General features: G+C 65.0%; 14 protein-coding genes and 5 tRNA genes. 5 read left to right on the top strand and 14 right to left on the bottom strand.

Annotation, left to right across the window (positions count from 1 at the left end; genetic code table 11):
* Positions 1-13: 13 nt before the first annotated feature.
* From B1400_RS06605 to B1400_RS06595, 3 genes are all read right to left on the bottom strand, one after another.
* Positions 14-973: a DUF2971 domain-containing protein gene (locus tag B1400_RS06605; RefSeq protein ID WP_095613624.1), complete on the bottom strand. Its 960-nt coding sequence runs from the start codon at positions 971-973 to the stop codon at positions 14-16.
* A 48-nt stretch (positions 974-1021) separates the two neighbouring features.
* Positions 1022-2620 carry an ATP-binding cassette domain-containing protein gene (locus B1400_RS06600; RefSeq protein WP_095613623.1) on the bottom strand — a complete coding sequence of 533 codons (1599 nt, stop codon included), beginning with the start codon at positions 2618-2620 and terminating at the stop codon, positions 1022-1024.
* A 247-nt stretch (positions 2621-2867) separates the two neighbouring features.
* Positions 2868-2940 (bottom strand) — tRNA-Gly (locus B1400_RS06595).
* A gap of 162 nt (positions 2941-3102) precedes the next feature.
* Between B1400_RS06595 and B1400_RS06590 the strand changes: the two genes are divergently transcribed.
* Together B1400_RS06590 and B1400_RS06585 are read left to right on the top strand one after the other, a co-directional pair.
* On the top strand, positions 3103-3627 hold the full coding sequence (locus tag B1400_RS06590; protein ID WP_157909655.1) for a GNAT family N-acetyltransferase: 525 nt from the start codon (positions 3103-3105) through the stop codon (positions 3625-3627).
* Between the two features lie 116 nt (positions 3628-3743).
* The gene (locus B1400_RS06585; RefSeq protein ID WP_095613621.1) at positions 3744-4415 is read left to right on the top strand and encodes a hypothetical protein; all 672 of its coding nucleotides are present in this window, start codon (positions 3744-3746) and stop codon (positions 4413-4415) included.
* Between the two features lie 114 nt (positions 4416-4529).
* Here B1400_RS06585 and B1400_RS06580 read toward each other — a convergent pair whose 3' ends face one another.
* The 8 genes from B1400_RS06580 to B1400_RS06535 form a co-directional block, all read right to left on the bottom strand.
* Positions 4530-5153 (bottom strand): ABC-2 transporter permease, encoded by a 624-nt coding sequence (locus B1400_RS06580; protein WP_095613620.1) that lies wholly within the window; start codon positions 5151-5153, stop codon positions 4530-4532.
* A complete protein-coding gene (locus tag B1400_RS06575; RefSeq protein WP_095613619.1) occupies positions 5150-6067 on the bottom strand; it encodes an ABC transporter ATP-binding protein in 918 nt (305 codons plus the stop codon). Before B1400_RS06575 ends, B1400_RS06580 begins: the two co-directional genes overlap by 4 nt.
* Complete coding sequence (locus B1400_RS06570) at positions 6064-6477, bottom strand: GntR family transcriptional regulator (protein ID WP_235607368.1); 414 nt, start codon at positions 6475-6477, stop codon at positions 6064-6066. Before B1400_RS06570 ends, B1400_RS06575 begins: the two co-directional genes overlap by 4 nt.
* A gap of 950 nt (positions 6478-7427) precedes the next feature.
* Complete coding sequence (locus B1400_RS06560) at positions 7428-8042, bottom strand: GNAT family N-acetyltransferase (RefSeq protein ID WP_095613617.1); 615 nt, start codon at positions 8040-8042, stop codon at positions 7428-7430.
* Positions 8043-9023: 981 nt separating this feature from the next.
* Positions 9024-9096 (bottom strand) — tRNA-Val (locus tag B1400_RS06550).
* A gap of 30 nt (positions 9097-9126) precedes the next feature.
* Positions 9127-9198, bottom strand: a tRNA-Val gene (locus tag B1400_RS06545).
* A gap of 30 nt (positions 9199-9228) precedes the next feature.
* Positions 9229-9299 (bottom strand) — tRNA-Cys (locus tag B1400_RS06540).
* Between the two features lie 30 nt (positions 9300-9329).
* Positions 9330-9402: transfer RNA gene (locus B1400_RS06535), tRNA-Gly, on the bottom strand.
* 322 nt (positions 9403-9724) lie between these two features.
* Here B1400_RS06535 and B1400_RS06530 point away from each other — a divergent pair.
* Positions 9725-10525 (top strand): PAC2 family protein, encoded by an 801-nt coding sequence (locus B1400_RS06530; protein ID WP_095613616.1) that lies wholly within the window; start codon positions 9725-9727, stop codon positions 10523-10525.
* A gap of 130 nt (positions 10526-10655) precedes the next feature.
* On the opposite strand, the gene B1400_RS06525 is transcribed toward B1400_RS06530, so the two are convergent.
* Positions 10656-11546, bottom strand: a complete 891-nt coding sequence (locus B1400_RS06525; RefSeq protein WP_095613615.1) for an undecaprenyl-diphosphate phosphatase — start codon at positions 11544-11546, stop codon at positions 10656-10658.
* Positions 11547-11634: 88 nt separating this feature from the next.
* Between B1400_RS06525 and B1400_RS06520 the strand changes: the two genes are divergently transcribed.
* The gene (locus B1400_RS06520) at positions 11635-12498 is read left to right on the top strand and encodes a fructosamine kinase family protein (RefSeq protein WP_095613614.1); all 864 of its coding nucleotides are present in this window, start codon (positions 11635-11637) and stop codon (positions 12496-12498) included.
* Here B1400_RS06520 and dnaJ read toward each other — a convergent pair.
* Positions 12491-13633 (bottom strand): molecular chaperone DnaJ, encoded by a 1143-nt coding sequence (gene dnaJ, locus B1400_RS06515; protein WP_095613613.1) that lies wholly within the window; start codon positions 13631-13633, stop codon positions 12491-12493. The genes B1400_RS06520 and dnaJ overlap by 8 nt on opposite strands.
* Positions 13634-13673: 40 nt before the next feature.
* On the bottom strand, positions 13674-14777 hold the full coding sequence (hrcA, locus tag B1400_RS06510; protein ID WP_095613612.1) for a heat-inducible transcriptional repressor HrcA: 1104 nt from the start codon (positions 14775-14777) through the stop codon (positions 13674-13676).
* 313 nt (positions 14778-15090) lie between these two features.
* On the opposite strand from hrcA, the gene tkt reads away from it, so the two are divergent.
* A complete protein-coding gene (gene tkt / locus B1400_RS06505; RefSeq protein WP_095613611.1) occupies positions 15091-17187 on the top strand; it encodes a transketolase in 2097 nt (698 codons plus the stop codon).
* The last annotated feature ends 33 nt before the right edge of the window (positions 17188-17220 follow it).

Below are 17220 nucleotides of genomic sequence, written 5' to 3'. Positions count from 1 at the left end.
GCGTCCCGCGGCGTCACCGGTAGGTGCCGCGGGAACGGTCGACCGTGGCCTCGGACACGCCCGCCGTGCGCAGCAGCATGAGGATGTCCTGATCGCTCGCCGCGCAGCATGGGCCAGTGACGACGTGACGCAGCGTGCGGCGCAGATCCAGCCCCAGATCGAGCGCCGGCACGAGGCGCTCGCCGCGCGCCAGCATCAGGAAACGCGCATGGGTGACGACGTCCGGGAAGCGCCGCGGCAGCGCGGACGCCAATGCGGCCTGCAGTTCGCCGAATCCGGGGGTCCTCGCGTTGGGACCCCATACGGCGAGCCGCCATTCGCACTCCTCCCGGAAGAAACGCTTCTTGCAGAACGCGGTGGACGCGACGAACTCGAGCGTCGCGTCGAGCAGACGCCCGCGGACGGCGTCACCGTCGCGCTCCGCCGCCTCGCGCAGCTCGCGCACGTCGTTCGCGACGCGCGAGGCGAGGGCGTCGAAATACACGGCGGCGCGCTCATGTCCGTAGACGATGGGCCGGTACATCGTCATCATGTGCGTCTCCAGCGGACGGCCGTCGTCGCCGCCGACCGTGAACGAGGGCTCGGCCTTTGCGAAATCGGACAGGTCGAAGCCGAGCGCCACGCCGCGGCCGTCGTCGCCGTAGGCGCGCCACTGGCTGAGCCGGTCGGGTTTGCGGGAAAGGCATGCCGCGTAGCATAGCCGGTTCGGCGGCAGCAGATGCTCGCTGAGCGCCTCGCGCAGCAGCGCGCGGTAGTCGGGGCGCAGCAGCCCGTCCCAGCCGTCGGCGAAATGCAGATCACCGCCCGCGCCGCGGACGAGCCCGGCGCGTCTGAGGCTGTCCATGGCAGCCGCGTACCCGTACGTGATCTCCGCCGAATCGTTGGACTTCGTGACGTCGCACAGCCGCAGCGACGCGTTCTGCACGATCGCGCACGCCGTCTCGAGCGAACAGTAGTGATAGGTCAGCGTCATCGTCGTCTCCTGCCGTCGTATTCCCCCGCCATGATACCGTCCGTCGCCTCACTTGTCGGCGCCGCAGGCCTCGTCGAGGAACCACCGCTCATGGCTGACGACGACGAGCGCGCCCGGATAGCCGCGCAGGAACCGAGCCAGCGCCCGCTTGGCATGCAGATCGAGATGGTTCGTCGGCTCGTCGAGCACGATGAGCTGCGGCCCCGACAGCAGCCCGAGGCACAGCGCGAGCTTCTGCGTCCGCCCAGGGCTCGGCTCCTCGCCGCGCAGCAGCCGGTCGGGGTCGTCGTTGAGCTGCGCGAGCATCGACAGCACATGCGCCTTGTCGCCCGCATCGAGCGCATGCAGGCGCGCGAGCAGCCGCGCATGGGCGTCGGCGTCCGGGATCTGCCCGACATACAGCGTCGGCAACGCGTCGTCGACCGATCCGAGCAGCGCGCGCACGACCGTCGACTTGCCGGTGCCGTTGGCGCCGTCGACACCGATGTGGTCGCGCGGTCCGACGCTCAGCCGCGGCACGCGGATCCCGCGGACGCCCTGCGCTGCCGCATCTGTATCCGCGTCCGAGATCGCCCGCGCATGCCATCGCACGCCGTCGACATCCAGTTCGGACACGGCGAGGCAGCCGTCGTGCGCCGTCGCATCGTCGAAACGCAGGACGCCGGCCTCGACATGCGCCGGCTCCCGGCGTGCCGACGGCGTGATGTCCAGCAGGATGTCGCCGTCGTAGCGCTTCGCGTCCGTCTCGATCGACGCGGCTTCGCGCCGCGCCGTCTCCAGACGGCTGCCGAGCGCACGGTAGGCGGCGGCGCTCGCCTTGTCCGCCTGCTTCTCGTTCCATTTGTGCGTGTTGCGCGCGTCGTGGTCGTGGCGGTCGATCAGATGGCCGCCGTGCTTGCGGGCCGCCGCGGCGTCCATCATCGCGCGGCGCGCGGCGCGCGACCCTTCGAGCGCCTGCCTTTTGCGCTGCGCCGCCTTGAGTTCGTCGGCGGCCTCGGCGCGGCGCAGCTCGTGCGTCCGCCGCGCCTTCGTGTAGCCGCCGGCGTAGCGTTCGATCACGGTGCGGTTATGCCTGTCGCTGTGCCGTCGCGTGAACATCAGGCATTGCATGCAGGTGGCGTCGATGAGTTCGACGTCGTGCGAGACGAGCACGCCGACGCCGCGGTACGCGCGCATCGCCGCGGCGATCGCGTCGCGGGTGTCCGCGTCCACATGGTTCGTCGGTTCGTCGAGCACGAGCAGGTCCGGCGAGCCGTGCAATGCACACGCCACCTGCAGGCGTTTGCGTTCGCCGCCCGAAAGCGTCGCGAAGCGGTAGGGCCAGTCGTCGCCGATGCCGAGCGCGTCGCGCAACGCGATCGCCTCGGGCGACCAGTCGTCGCGCAGCTCGTCGAGATTCGCCGGCTCGTGTGCGCATTCCTGCTCGCAGTAGGCGACGACGAGCGTGGACGGCGACGGATTGACGGCGCCATGCGTCGGCGTCAGCGCGCCGCAGACGATCTTCGCGAGCGTCGTCTTGCCGCAGCCGTTGTCACCGAGCAATGCCGTCCAGCCCTGCGGCAGCGTCATGTTCACGCCGTCGAACAGAGGCTCCTGCGCGCCGTCATAGATATAGGAGATGTCATGCAGATCGAGTGTCGTGGCCATGGTCGGTTCCTTTGCCGATATGGCGTGCTGCGAATATGGGAAAACGAACAGTGAACGAGACCGCGCTGCGTAGGTATGGGCGACGGGATGACGGATGTCATCGCCGACGGATGCAGCAGAACACGGCAGCACGCGGGACGTGGCTGGCCGACTGATTCATTCACTGCATTCAGATCCGCAAGTGTCCGTTGACCTCCGATGAGGAACTCCCCTGGCATATCGGGGAATTCGCGATGATGATGGTGAGAGCGGACAACGGGACTCGAACCCGCGGTCTCGACCTTGGCAAGGTCGCGCTTTACCAACTAAGCTATGTCCGCATGTGCACGGCGCGGCATGCATCGCACAAGCACGAGTCGTTACTCTACCGGATATCGTCGTCCATGCCAAACCGGCGTGTCATGCATATATGCGCGCGTTCGGCCATCACCGAACACGTGTTTCTACACTGGAGCGAAACCGAACGAAAGGAGCACGCATCCATGCCGATGATCGAGCTGTCCAGAAGCGACGACGTGGCCACGATCAGGGATCTGAGCATCGAGACGTTCACGCAGACCTTCGCCGCGCTCAACACGCCGGAGGATATGGACAAGTACGTCGCCGACCATCTCTCCCCCGACGTGATCCGTCGGGAGATCGACGATCCGGACTCGACGTTCCTCGTCGCCACCGTGGACGGCGCGCCGGCCGGCTACATGAAGGTCAACGTCGGCGACGCGCAGACCGAGAAGATGACCCACGGCCATATGGAGGTCCAGCGCCTGTACCTCCTCAAGGCGTTCAAACGCCACGGGCTCGGGACGGGTCTCATGCGCGCCGCCTTCGACATGGCGCGCGCGCAGGGCAAGACGAGGATATGGCTCGGCGTATGGGAGCACAACGACCCGGCGATCGCGTTCTACGAGCGTTTCGGCTTCACGCGGATCGGCTCCCACGACTTCGTGCTCGGCGAGGACAGGCAGACCGACCTGCTGATGGAGGCGGTCGTACCGGCGCAGGAGTGACGAGGCTGTGGGGGCTTTGCGCAGGAACCCTCACCCGCGGGGTCCGGCAGCAGTCGGACGATATACTTGGTGCGGAAAACGATACGCCCGAGGACGACCGACGAAAGGACGTGCAGATGACCACACGATCAACGAAGACGGCGGCGCTCGCCGCGGCGGCGCTCATGGCTTCCGCGCTCGCCGGATGCGGTTCGTCCGCCTCGTGGGACGCAGATCGGATGGACGCCGTCTGGAGCGAGCACGTCGCCGATGCGGGCACGCCGTTGACGGCCGACGAATTCGAGACGACGACGTGGCGCGCCTCCAACGGCGACATGGTCATGTTCCATGACACGTCCGAAGCGTGGCCGCATATGCCGATGCCGACGACTCGCGGCAAGGACGACCATCATACGACGCTCATCCCCGAAAGCGTCCAGGGGCAGAGCGAGCTGCTGCAGTTCGAGTTCCTGCAGTACGCAGATGTCAAGCTCGACGGCGCCTACTACGTCGTCTCCACGTCCTTCCCCGCCGACCCGGCGGACCTGTCCGGACAATGGAACGAGGGCAAGGACGGCGACCTCTTCGTGCTCGCCGTCAACACGGACGCCCATGAAGGCTACCGCGTGCGCGCCACGGCAAGCGGCCTCGACGCGCAGTGCATGACCGACGGCGTCAAGGACGCCGGCTGCTATCAGGTGCTGTTCCAGGGCCTCGCCGACGACGCGAAGGCGAACGGCGGCGTGCTCACGCTCGAATACGTGGACATGGGCACCGGCGACGCCGATGCGTCAACGTCGCAGGAATAGACGCCGCGCGCATGCATATGCATATATATAGAGGTGCAAGAGAATCGCGGAATCGGGCGGCCTCGTCGATGAACGACAAGGCCGCCCGATTCCGTTGATGATGCCGCCGGTCGTCTACAGCTGCGCCGACCGCAGCGCATGCCGCGACACGATGGCGGAGACGACGAGCACGGCCGCGCCCAGTGCGGCGCCGATGCCGTACAACGCCCACGACGGCGTCGAGACGATCGTCGCGAGCAGTCCGTCGGCGCCCATGTCGAGCGACACGGCGAGCACGACGAGCGTGAACACGATCGCGAGGATGCACACGCGGGCGATCTGCGCGCGGTCGCGGAAGATGATGTTCACCGGGATCTCGATCGAGACAGTCAGCACAGTGAGCAGCGTCGCACATGCGACGACCATCGCCGACTGCGCGACGGACTGCCGATGGATTACGGCGCTGAGCGCCTGCAGCACGAACGCGAGCAGGCAGGACGGTACGATCGAGACGAGGTACTTCTCCGCCACGTACTGCTCTCTGCTGAACGGCATCGAGAACAACATGCGCCGTATCGGGGCGCTCAAATCGTTGCGAATCATGTTCCCGCACACCGTGGCGAGCAGCATCGGCATAAGCAGCACGCCCGTGACGTACATGTCCGAGACGGTGTAGAACACGCACAGCGCCAACGCCACGAGCAGGAACGCCCGGTTTTTGCCCATCGCAATCACATCCCTTGCCAGCAGTCCTCTCATGACCGGTTCCTTTCCCTGATCGTCTCGTCGGTCTCCTGATCCATCGGCGCGTGTTCCGACTCCCCGGCCATCGTCATGACGGTGATGAGCCCGTCGATGTCGCCTCGCGCGATCTGGACGCCGGGCATGTTCTCCTCGTAGTAGCGGCGTTCGTCGGTGAGCGCATGGACGGCGCCATGCATGCGCGCGCTCGCGAGGATATGCGAGCGGTCCATCGCCGCCGCCTGCCCGTCGGTGAGGATGAGCGTCGCATAGTCGTCGCGCAGACGGTCGATCGTCTCGTGCAGGCGGATATGTCCGCGGTCGATGAGGTAGAAGTCGTCGCACAGCGATTCGATGTCCTTCGCATTGTGCGAGCTGATGAGGATCGCGCGTCCCGGCGTCTCCATGTAGGCGCGCAGCAGGTCGAGCAGCTCGCCGCGCGCGACGATGTCGAGCCCGGCCGTCGGCTCGTCGAGGATGAGGACCTCGGGTCGATGCGACATCGCGATGATCGTCCTGAATTTCGCGGCCATGCCGGTGGAGAAGTCGCCCATCGGCTTGTCCACAGGCAGCTCGAAGCGTTCGAGCAGCTTCCGGCACAGCGTCGCATCGAAGTCGGGATAGAAGGCCGCCTGCTGCCTGATGACGTCGTCGCCGGAGAACACGGCGTCGAAGGCCGCGTCGGCGAGCACGGCGCCGACGCGTCGTTTGACGGCGTTCCGCAGCCGGGTGACGTCGGCGCCGAGCAGCGCGCCCGATCCGGCATCCGGTTCGGCGAGTCCGAGGATGATCCGGAACGTCGTCGTCTTGCCTGATCCGTTGACGCCCACCAGCGCGGTGATGCGATCCTTCGGCACCCGCATCGTCACGTCGAGCGTGAAGTCCGCGTATCGTTTCGTCGTATGGTCCAGCGTGATCGCGTCGTCGCTCATCGCGTCTCCCCTTCCATGTCCGTCGCCTCGTCGTCCGTCTCGTCGAGCAGCATCGTGACGAGTTCCATGATCTCCCCGTCATCCAGCCGCAGCCTGCGCGCCTTGGCTATCGCCTGCGCGAATTCCTCCTCCACCCGGCGGTTGAGTTCCTCGGCCACGATGTTCGGCGAGACCTCGGCGACGAAGGTGCCCTTGCCCTGCACGGTGACGACGAGGCCCTCCTGTTCGAGCACGTCGTACGCCTTTTTCGCGGTGAGCGCCGAGATCGCGCATTGCCGCGCGAGGGCGCGCACCGAGGGCAGCGCGTCGCCCGCTCTGAGGTCGCCTGTTTTGATGAACGCGCGGATGCGGTCCACGATCTGCTCGTAGATCGGCGTCATCGAGGCGGCGTTGATGACGATGTCCATCATGCCTTCGTCCTCCCGTCGTCGTTGGTTGCGGCGTATGCCGCAACCAAGTGTATAACACTATATAACAGTACAGTACACTATATAACGATAGTGACGGCATGCGGCGCGTCGGACGGGAAGACGGGGTGTCTGCGAACCGAGGCGCGTGGGGCCGAAGTCATATTTTCTATGTTTTTATCTCTCTATGATTATGGTGAATACGCTGTAGATTATGTAATTACATACATTGCAATCCGTTTTTGTTTTCATAATTGAATGACATCTCGCTAGGCAATCCATGCACGTATGTCGCAACAGAGTCCATCGGTATGGTCGAATACCCTTTGATTATTCTGCTGATTCGGCAATCGGGACCGTTGGGGTTCTCTGCGGCGTATATTTCGGCCCAACGATTCAGCGCTGAGTCGTGGACAAGGAAGGAGGACGAATATGAAAAAATCCATATGGAAAAATCAGCCGCGATACTTATGTCATTGACTGCTGCTCGGCGAGTTCTAGCGATTGTTACAACACTTCGAGGAATCGGAGATTACGGTGTTGAGCCACGAGTCCGAAGAGGTCGCATACAAGCGGTTGCGTGACATGTAAGCCGCCAAACGCGGTGTGTGAAACGCATTTTATCAAGTTAGCTTTTTTAGTTAGCTTTTTGGTTTTTCGTCATGGGCATGATGGTGTGCTTATTGATTGGTGTTGTTGAACATGAGGGTCTGGATCATGTGTTGACTTGGTCCGTGGAATTCGATGATTCTGCCGTCATCGACCGCATCGTCCATCACAGCAGAATCGTCCACTCCTACAACGAATCCCACCGGGCGTTTCGCCCCGACAAGGAGATGTGCCCGCATGGCCATGTCCGCGCCCGGGTCGGCTCCTACGATCGACATCGCGCTGGATATGGATGGCCCCGCACCTTAGGATGCAGGCCATCCATTCGCCGACCGTCGACGAGGTCAGTCCTTGAACCAGACCCATCGATGATAGCGAGTGGCATCGGGATCCGTCCCGAGGTCCTCGAACCCGTGCCGCGCGAACATGTTTTCGCTGGGCGTGTTCTCCGGGTGGATGCGCGCCATGATGCTCAATGGGTTCGGCCTGTCCTCGCACTGTCGCTGGATTTTTTGGCAGGCGTGATTCAGCAGCACCTTACCAACGCCGCATCGGGAGACGGCGTTGGAGCGGGCGATATAGGCGATGAAGCCTCGATCCTCATCGAAGTCGTTCTCCGCCAGATCAAGTGCGAAGCACACGAATCCATAGATGCTCCCCACTTGGTGCGCGTCCCGGATGCGCTCCACGCATATATCAGCCCACTGGTACCGAAAATCAAGATCGTAATTCACATCCTGAATGAACCGCTGCACCTCGAGCGCATAACGCCAGTAGATGCAACCGTTTTCCGATTCGAACAGGCTGACGAAACCGACTTCATCGTCCTGGTCGACATATCGTTTGAAGGCAGCTTGATACGCCTCGGCGGAAACAGGTTGGGCGCACTCGAACCTTTTGAGTTCGGGGTAATAGTCAGGACTGACGTTGAGCCATCTGTAGTCGCTGTCTGCGCTCATGTTCTTCTCGCGCCCTCCGCAGGAACTCCTGATCGAACGATTTCCTCAGACTCGCACCGTACTCTTTGGGTGCCAATCCATAACCGGTAGGCGCGGCGGGTTTCTTCAGCGTGTTCGACATGCTTTCGGACATATCCGACACCTCCTCACTATGTCTTCCAACGCAGTATTTTGCTCATGCATGGGAGACAATGTTGTTCTTTATGGCCATCCATTGTTTTATGTAGGGCGTTATCGTTTGCGCTGTAGCGATAATCCTACTCGTCAGTGCATACTACCGCACTGGAGATGGCGTGTCCATAATACATGCGATAACAGAGACCCCGCGTCCGGTTGACGAAGGTGCCGGCACCCACCGCGTATGCGGAACCGGTCATTTTGGCTCTTCCCCGGAAGTGAGCGGCTTGTTTGTTCGCAGCATGGAAAGTGAGGGAATCAGCCGCGACGGCGCGGCTGACGCCGAACGCCATTTTTGAGCGGGGGCGTCCATTGTCCTGTCGCTTGGGTGTCGTCCAGTCGGCGAGACCGCGCCGGTACTTGTCGACGCGGATTCGCTCGTCGTCAAGTTACGCCCTCGCGCGGGCGCGAGTGTCGAACAGGCACTCACCCTGCTCCCCGGACGTTTGGGATTCGCGTAACGGGCCAGATAGGCCACGCTCCCATCCGTGCGTCCCTTCTCCAGAACACCGCCGAAACGACATCCCTCCATACTCGTGTTTGTGTTCGTCGTGCGCCTCTCCGATGCGGCAGAAAGCTACCTCACTGCGACACGCCGAAACACAGGGATGCACGTCCAACCCGGAACGATCCCCGGGTACCTTGGTACCCGACCGGTACCCGAAATCGCATATCCGGTTTCCGAAACCACGCACGCACCACCCATGGACGCGCACTCGGGCGACACGCCCGACACGCCGACCAATCTCAACGGACACGCCGAAACAGAAAGGCCTCCGACATGCCGTCGGAGGCCTAAGCGAGTGGGTGATGTAGGAATCGAACCTACGACCCCTTCCGTGTGAAGGAAGTGCGCTAGCCGCTGCGCCAATCACCCGTTCTTCAATTATGCCGATCACTCGGCTTGTGGGCGATACAAGATTCGAACTTGTGACCCCTTCCGTGTCAGGGAAGTGCGCTACCACTGCGCCAACCGCCCGGTCGGCTTGGATGATCGCTCATCCGTGCGAGGTGGGTACGAGAGTCGAACTCGTCTATACGGCTTTGCAGGCCGCTGCCTAACCGCTTGGCTAACCCACCGACAAGGTCGTCAGACTCATCGGACCTTAGAGCGGACAACGGGACTCGAACCCGCGGTCTCGACCTTGGCAAGGTCGCGCTTTACCAACTAAGCTATGTCCGCATGTGTTCCCGGCGGCGCTTGGGCTGCCTGAGCACGATTGACTACTTTAAACGACGCCGCTGCGATTCGCAACATCACGGCGTGTCGCCCGTCGTGCCGCCCTTCCCCGGCCGCGTGGCCCGACGTTCAGGAAGAACATGCGGCCCACAGTGCGGAACGGGAGCCGCACACGGCGGCGAGACCGGCGTAGACTGTGCTTCCAATACCCCGATACGCCGTACGCCGAGAGGTGTCAGCCCGGGGCTAACCTTCACGATTCCTGAACAAATCGAGGTCTAGAGTAAAAGTCATGTACGGACAGAGACCCAGAGCGAGATACATCATGGTCGCCGCGTTCGACGGTTGGAACGATGCCGGTCAGAGCGCGACGAACGTCGTGCGCCATCTGGTCTCCAAGTTCCATGCGCTCGAGGTCGGCCACATCAGCCGCGACGGTTACTACGACTATCAGACCTCCCGCCCGATGCAGTGCGTCATCCAGGGCACACGGCGCATCCTGTGGCCGCAGACCGCGTTCTACGACATCACGATCGACGATTCGTTGCACATCCTCGCCCAGCTCGGCCCCGAGCCGAACTACCACTGGATGGAGTACTGCAAGGAGAGCCTGCACTTCGCGCAGCAGTACGACGTGCACAGCATCATCACGCTCGGATCGATGTTCGCCGAGTGCCCGCACACGCGTCCGCTGCCGATGGACGTGAGCGTCGACGGCGAGCAGACGGATCCGGACAGCGAATACAGCGGCCCGATCGGAATCCCCCATCTGCTTGACGCGCTCGCGATCGAGGAGGGCTACGAGACGACGGCCATCTGGGTGTCGCTGCCGCAGTACCTCGGATCCGACCCGTGCCCCCAGGCCACGTTGCAACTGCTCGACGAGCTCTCGAAGGTCATCGGCGTCAGGCTCGACGCGAAGGACCTCGAGAACAAGGCCGCCCAATGGCGCTCGCACTGCGACATCATGGTGCGCAACAACGCCGACCTCGCGCAGTACGTGGACCAGCTCGAACATGATGCCGACATGCGCCAGCGCGCGAAGGACATCACGACGGCCGGCGCGCCCGCCGTCGAACAGCTCGTGCAGGAGGCGGAGGCCTATCTGCGCGACCAGCAGATGTGAGCGTCGGCGCGGACGTTCGCGAATTCATCTGATGTTCATCTCCGGCGCGCCGTGACCGGCGGCCGTATATGGTTCGGGGCCCGTGCAAGGATTCCTTGCACGGGCCCCGAACCATATACGGCCGCACGGCTCAGGCGTTGCCGCCGAGCGCCGCGCCCTCGAGCGGCTGCAGCACGCCGGTGAGCAGCAGCACGGCGACGACGACGGCCAGCACGATGCGGTAGATCGCGAACGCCTTGTAGGAGAACGTCGACACGAACTTGAGGAAGCCGATGATGACGATGTAGCCGACGACGAAGGCGACGATGGTCGCCGCGATCGTCGCACCCCAACCCGGGAACATCGGGTCCGCCGCCGCTCCCCCGTTGATCGCCTTGGCGGCCTCGAGGATGCCGGCGCCGAACACCGCCGGGATCGCCATCAGGAACGCGCAGCGCACGGCCGCCTCTCGCGTGTAGCCCATCGCGCGCCCGAACGTGATCGTGCCGCCCGAACGCGAGACGCCCGGGATGAGCGCGAGCATCTGGCCGATGCCGTAGAGGACCGAGTCCTTCGTCGTCATGTCGTCGATCGTCTTGACCTGCGGGGCGCGGTCGTCCACGATCCACAGGATGACGCCGAAGACAAGCAGCATCGCCGCGGTGATCCACAGGTTGCGCAGCGTGCTTTCGATCGCGTCCTGGAACAGCAGGCCGGCGACGACGATCGGGATCGTGGCGATGATGATGTACCAGCCGAGGCGCGCGTCCTTGTTGCCCGCGCCCATGCGGTGGCGCCAGTCGGAGCCCTGCCTGCCGGCGAGGCACAGGCACCAGTTCTTGAGGATGTTCCAGATGTCGTGGCGGAAGTACAGCAGCACGGCGAGCTCGGTGCCGATCTGGATGATCGCCGTGAACGCCGCGCCCGGATCCTGTCCGAGCATGAGGTCGCCGATGATGCGGATGTGCGCGCTCGACGAGACCGGAAGGTATTCGGTCAACGCCTGCACGAGTCCCAGGAATATTGCTTGGAAGAAGTTCATGGACCCTCGTTGAGTAGATGGATGAGTGTATTGACTTCGTTGTTCACTGTACCGCCACCCGTCCCGCCGATACGGCGCACGGCCTAGGATGGGCAGCGGAAACGGGGCGCGGCGCCCCAATCCGGACACGGACAGGCAACGGCGAAAGGAGCCGACGATGGCTTTGGAGTACAGGAAGAGCAGGGCGCACGCGCCGAAGGGCTTCTTCGAATGCGAGGGCAAGGGGCTCGAATGGCTCGGCGAGGCGACGCCGCATGGCGGCCCGCGCGTCGTCAAGGTGTACGGCTGGGGCGACGACCACCTCGACATCGAACGCGTGCAGGCATGCCCCAGCACGCCGCAGGCCGCGCGCCGCTTCGGCGCCGCCCTCGCGCATATGCACGACGCCGGCGCCGCGTACTTCGGCTCCGCCCCCGACGGATACGACGGCACCTGCTACTTCGGGCCGTTGCAGGACCCGGTGCCGATGGACACCGGCGCATGGACCGACCCGGCCACCTACCTCGCTGAGGGACGTCTGCGCCCGATGGTGCAGCTCGGCATCGAACGCGGCGCATTGCGCGACATGGACATGGACCTGACGAACGAGGTCATCGACGCGCTGCCCGAACTGCTCGGCCGCGCCGCGGCGGACCGTCCGGCCCGCGTGCACGGCGACCTGTGGAGTGGCAACGTCATGTGGACCGACGACCAGGGCGAGGTCGAGGCCGTCCTCATCGACCCGGCCGCCCATGGCGGACACCGCGAGGAGGACCTCGCGATGCTCCACCTGTTCGGCATGTCCTACCTGGGCGAGATCACCGAAGGCTACCAGTCCGTGCACCCGCTCAAAGCCGGATACGAGGAACGCACGACGCTCTGGCAGCTCTACCCGATCGCCGGCCACTGCGTGTTCTTCGGCGGCGGCTACGTGAGCGAATACCGCCAGATGTGCCGTTCGCTGCTCAGCTGAACGCGTCCTTGATCTTGCTGAAGAACCCCTTCTTCTGGGCCGCGACGGGCTTCGAGCCCTGAGCGTCGATGGAGCGGTCGCCGTCCTTGCGCAGCTGGCCGAATTCGTCGATGAGCTTGCGCTCGCGGTCGTTGAGCTTCGTCGGGATCTGCACCTCGATGTGCGCGATGAGGTCGCCGCGCTCTCCGTCGCCGCCCAGATGCGTGACGCCGAGTCCCTTGAGCTCTATCTGCTGGTCCGGCTGGCATCCGGCCGGGATCTCGAGCGACCGCTCGCCGTCGAAGGTCTCGAGCGTGGTCTCATGTCCGAGCACGGCCCAGGTCATCGGCACGCTGATCCAGCAATGCAGGTCGTCGCCGTCACGCGTGTACTGGCGGTCGCGGCGCACGCGGAAGTCGATGTAGAGGTCGCCAGCCGGTCCGCCGCATTCGCCGACCTCGCCCTGACCGTCCATGCGCACGCGCGTGCCGTCGGCGACGCCCGCCGGCACCGGCACGTCGAGGGTGCGGCGCGTGGGGACGCGTCCGTGGCCGTGGCACACCGTGCACGGATGCTCGATGATCGTGCCGTGCCCCTCGCAACGGTCGCACGGCGCCGAGGTCATCATCTGTCCGAGCAGCGTGCGCACGACCTTCTGGACGTGGCCGGTGCCGTGGCACTGCGGGCAGGTGACCGGCGGCTTGCGGTCCTCGGACCCGGTGCCCTCGCAGTGCTCGCAGACGCCCATCGTGTGGTATTCGAGCTTCTGGGTGCCGCCGAAAACGGCGGTCTTGAGCGTGATCACCATCGACTCGATCGTGTTGCGTCCCGGCTGCGTGCGCGGGATGGGCCCTTCGCCGCCGCCGCCGAAGGCGCCGGTGAAGAACTGGCTGAAGATGTCGCCCATGTCGAAGGGGCCGGACGCGCCGTATGCGCCGGAGCCCGGGTCGTTCGGATCGACGCCCGCGTCGTACATGCGCCGCTTGTCCGGGTCGGAGAGCACCTCGTAGGCGCTGTTGACCTCCTTGAACTTATCCTCGTATTCGGGGCCGGCGATGTCCGGGTGGTATTTGCGGCTCATCCTGCGGTACGCCCGCTTGATCTCCTCTTCGGTAGCCGTGCGTTCCACGCCAAGCGTTTCGTAGTAGTCAGCCAATGCCAGGGTTCCTTTTCTTCCAATGGGTCAACGTGTGGTGTCACGAGGCCATGCCGGTCTCGGTCGTCCCGGTGTGCTCCAGGAACGTCGTCAGGTACCGCGCGACGGCGCGCACCGACGCCATCGTGATGGCATAGTTCATATGGGTGGGTCCGATCGAGCCGACGAAGGCGATCGGCGCGGCCGCGCCGTCCTCGTCCCCGCCGGCGTCGGCGGCCTCCCCGTCCGTCTCGCTCGCACCGTAGCCGCTCGTGACGACTGCCGCGTGGATGAGCCCCGGCGTGTTCGTCTCGGAGCCGATGGCCACGCCGACGCCTCGCGCGTCGGGCGCCTCGCTGAGCTCGGTCATCAGATGCATGAGCACCGCGCGCTCCTCGAGGGCGTCGAACAGCGGCGCGAGGTCCTGCGCGGTGGCGCGTTGGCGGGCGAGGGCCGAGACCCCCGACATGAACAGCTCGTGGGTGCGCTCCTCGTCCGCCATCGATTCGAACGCGGACGCGACGCGGCCGGGCAGCGCGCGCACGTCGTCCATGTCGTCGCCGAGCCGCAACGCGCGGATGCGAGACGCGGCCGTGCGCAGCGTCAGCGAGCCGCAACGCTCGTTGACGGCGTCGCACAGCGACTGCAGATGGCCGCGCGCCGGCAGCTGCCCCACCGACAGCACATGCTGCGCGACGCGGCCGGTGTCGGTGACGACGACGGCCAGGATCGACGAGGCCGACACCGGCACGAGCTCGAGGTGCCACAGCCGCGACTTGCCCAGCGACGGTGAGGCGACGACGGCCACCTGACCGGTGAGCTCGGACAGCAGATGGGCGGCGCGCTGCAGCGTGTCCTGCAGGTTCACTGAATCGTCCAGGAAGGTGTGGATGGCGCGCCGCTGCGATTCGCTCAACGGCACGACGGTGGCGAGCGTGTCCACGAAATAGCGGTAGCCGCGCTCGGTGGGCACGCGGCCGGCCGAGGTGTGCGGCTGGACGAGGTAGCCCTCCTCCTCGAGTGCGGCCATGTCCTTGCGGATCGTGGCCGAGCTCACCTGAAGGTGGTGGCGCGCGATGAGCGCCGCCGAGCCGACCGGCTCCTGGGTGCGGATGTAGTCCTCGACGACGGCGTGCAGCACCTGCATGCGACGTGTCTGGGTCATGGTCGCTCAAGCCTCCTGAACTGTTCGAAGCGGACGGGCGCGCGGGTGAGGCGCGCGGCCGGTCGACTTCCATTGTATGAGCACTCTTGGTCATCGAGTGCTAGTTTGCCGCTGCCGGCGAACGGCGCATGGCGCCGCGGCGCCGGCCGTTGCCGGCCGGCGCCGCGGCCGGCGCGCATCCGAACACGCCAAACGCCGCCGTTTAAGTCGGTTACGGCGGCTACTATGTAAGGGCAATGTGAAGGACGGGCGAAGAACGGCACAATGCCGGACCCCCGCGCGCCCGAAGTATTGGAAGGAAAGTAGATCACCTATGACCGATAACATCTGGTCTGAACTGGACGAGCGCGCCATCAAGATGGCGAAGGCCCTCTCCGCCGATGCGGTGCAGAAGGCGGGTCACGGCCATCCCGGCTCCCCGATTTCGCTGGCCCCGATCGCCTACACGCTCTATCAGCGCTTCATCAAGCAAGACCCGAACGACCCGAACTGGGCCGGCCGCGACCGCTTCATCCTCTCGGGCGGCCATGCGTCGCTCACCCAGTACGTTCAGCTGTACTTCTCCGGCTACGGCCTGACGCTGGATGACCTCAAGTACTTCCGCGGCGGTGCGGACACGCGCACCCCGGGCCATCCGGAGTACGGCCTGACCCCGGGCATCGAGATGACGACCGGCCCGCTCGGCCAGGGCGTCGCCTCGGCCGTCGGCTTCGCGTACGGCCAGCGCTACGAGCGCGGCCTGCTCGACCCGGACGCTCCGGAGGGCACCTCGCCGTTCGACCACAAGGTGTGGGTCATCTGCGGCGAAGGCGACATCGAGGAAGGCGTCTCCGGCGAGGCCTCCTCGCTCGCGGGCAACGAGAAGCTCGGCAACCTCTTCGTGATCTTCGACGCGAACCACATCCAGATCGAGGGCGAGACGAAGATCGCGCTCGACGAGGACGTCATCGGTCGTTACAAGGCCTATGGCTGGTACACCGACGAGATCAGCTTCATCCAGCCCGACGGCTCCTACAAGGAGGACATCGAAGGCCTGACCAAGGTCCTCGAGAAGGCCGAGCAGGTCACCGACCGCCCGCACTTCATCAAGGTCGACACGCTCATCGCATGGCCGACCCCGGGCAAGACGAACGATCCGTCGTCGCACGGCTCCGCCCTCGGCGACGAGGCCGTCGCCGGCCTCAAGAAGGCGCTGGGCCTCGACCCGGAGAAGACCTTCGAGGTCGACGAGGAGGCGCTCGCCCACGCCCGCAAGGTCGCCGAACGCGGCCTCGAGGCGCACAAGGAATGGGACGAGGCCTTCGATAAGTGGGCCGCTGCCAACCCGGACAAGGCCGCGCTGTACGAACGCATCAAGAACGGCGAACTGCCGGCCGAGTTCGACAAGGCCATCGACGACCTCGAGGCGGGCTTCGAGGCCGGCTCCAAGGTCGCCACCCGCAAGGCCTCCGGCGCCGTCATCAACGCGATCGCTCCGATCATGCCGGAACTGTGGGGCGGCTCCGCCGATCTGGGCGGCTCCAACAACACGAACATCAAGGGCGCCGCGTCCTTCGCCCCGGCCGAGGACGCCACGACCCAGTGGCCGAACTGCTCGCCGTACGGCCGCCAGCTGCACTTCGGCGTGCGCGAGTTCGCGATGGGATGCATCACCAACGGCATCCTGCTCGGCTCGGACACCCGTCCGTTCTCCGGCACCTTCTTCCAGTTCGCCGACTACATGCGCGCCGCGGTCCGCCTGTCCGCGCTCATGGAGATCCCGAACCTGTACATCTGGAGCCACGACTCCGTCGCCCTCGGCGAGGACGGTCCGACCCATCAGCCGATCGAGCACCTGAGCTCCTTCCGCGACATCCCGCAGCTCGAGGTCGTTCGTCCGGCCGATGAGTGGGAGACCGCCGAAGCCTACCGCTACTTCTTCGAGAAGAAGAACACGCTGCCGACCGCGATGGTCCTGACCCGCCAGGGCGTCCCGACGCTCGTCGAGACCGCCGAGAAGGCCAAGGACGGCGTGCGCAAGGGCGCCTACGTGCTCTACGGCGAGGAAGGCGAGCCGGACGTCATCATCATGGCTTCGGGCTCCGAGGTCCAGTGGGCGCTCGAAGGCGCCAAGAAGCTGGCCGCCGAAGGCATCAAGGCCCGCGTCGTCTCGATGGTCTCGATGGAATGGTTCGAGGAGCAGGACGACGAGTACAAGGAGGAGATCCTCCCGAAGAGCGTCAAGGCCCGCGTCTCGGTCGAAGCCGGCTCCGCGATGTCCTGGTACAAGTACCTGGGCAGCTACGGCAAGGCCATCGCCATCGACCAGTTCGGTCTGCAGGGTGACGGCGCCCAGAACATGATCGATCTGGGCATCACCGCCGAGCACGTCGTCGAGGCCGCGAAGGCGTCGATCGAAGAGGCCCGCTGATTCACCCATGAGGGGATGTCGCAAGGCGTCCCC

Origin of the sequence: Bifidobacterium italicum (genome assembly GCF_002286915.1) — a bacterium.
Lineage (GTDB): Bacteria > Actinomycetota > Actinomycetes > Actinomycetales > Bifidobacteriaceae > Bifidobacterium > Bifidobacterium italicum.
The sequence above is the reverse complement of the archived record's forward strand: the minus strand, read 5'-3'. Positions and strand labels throughout refer to the sequence as shown.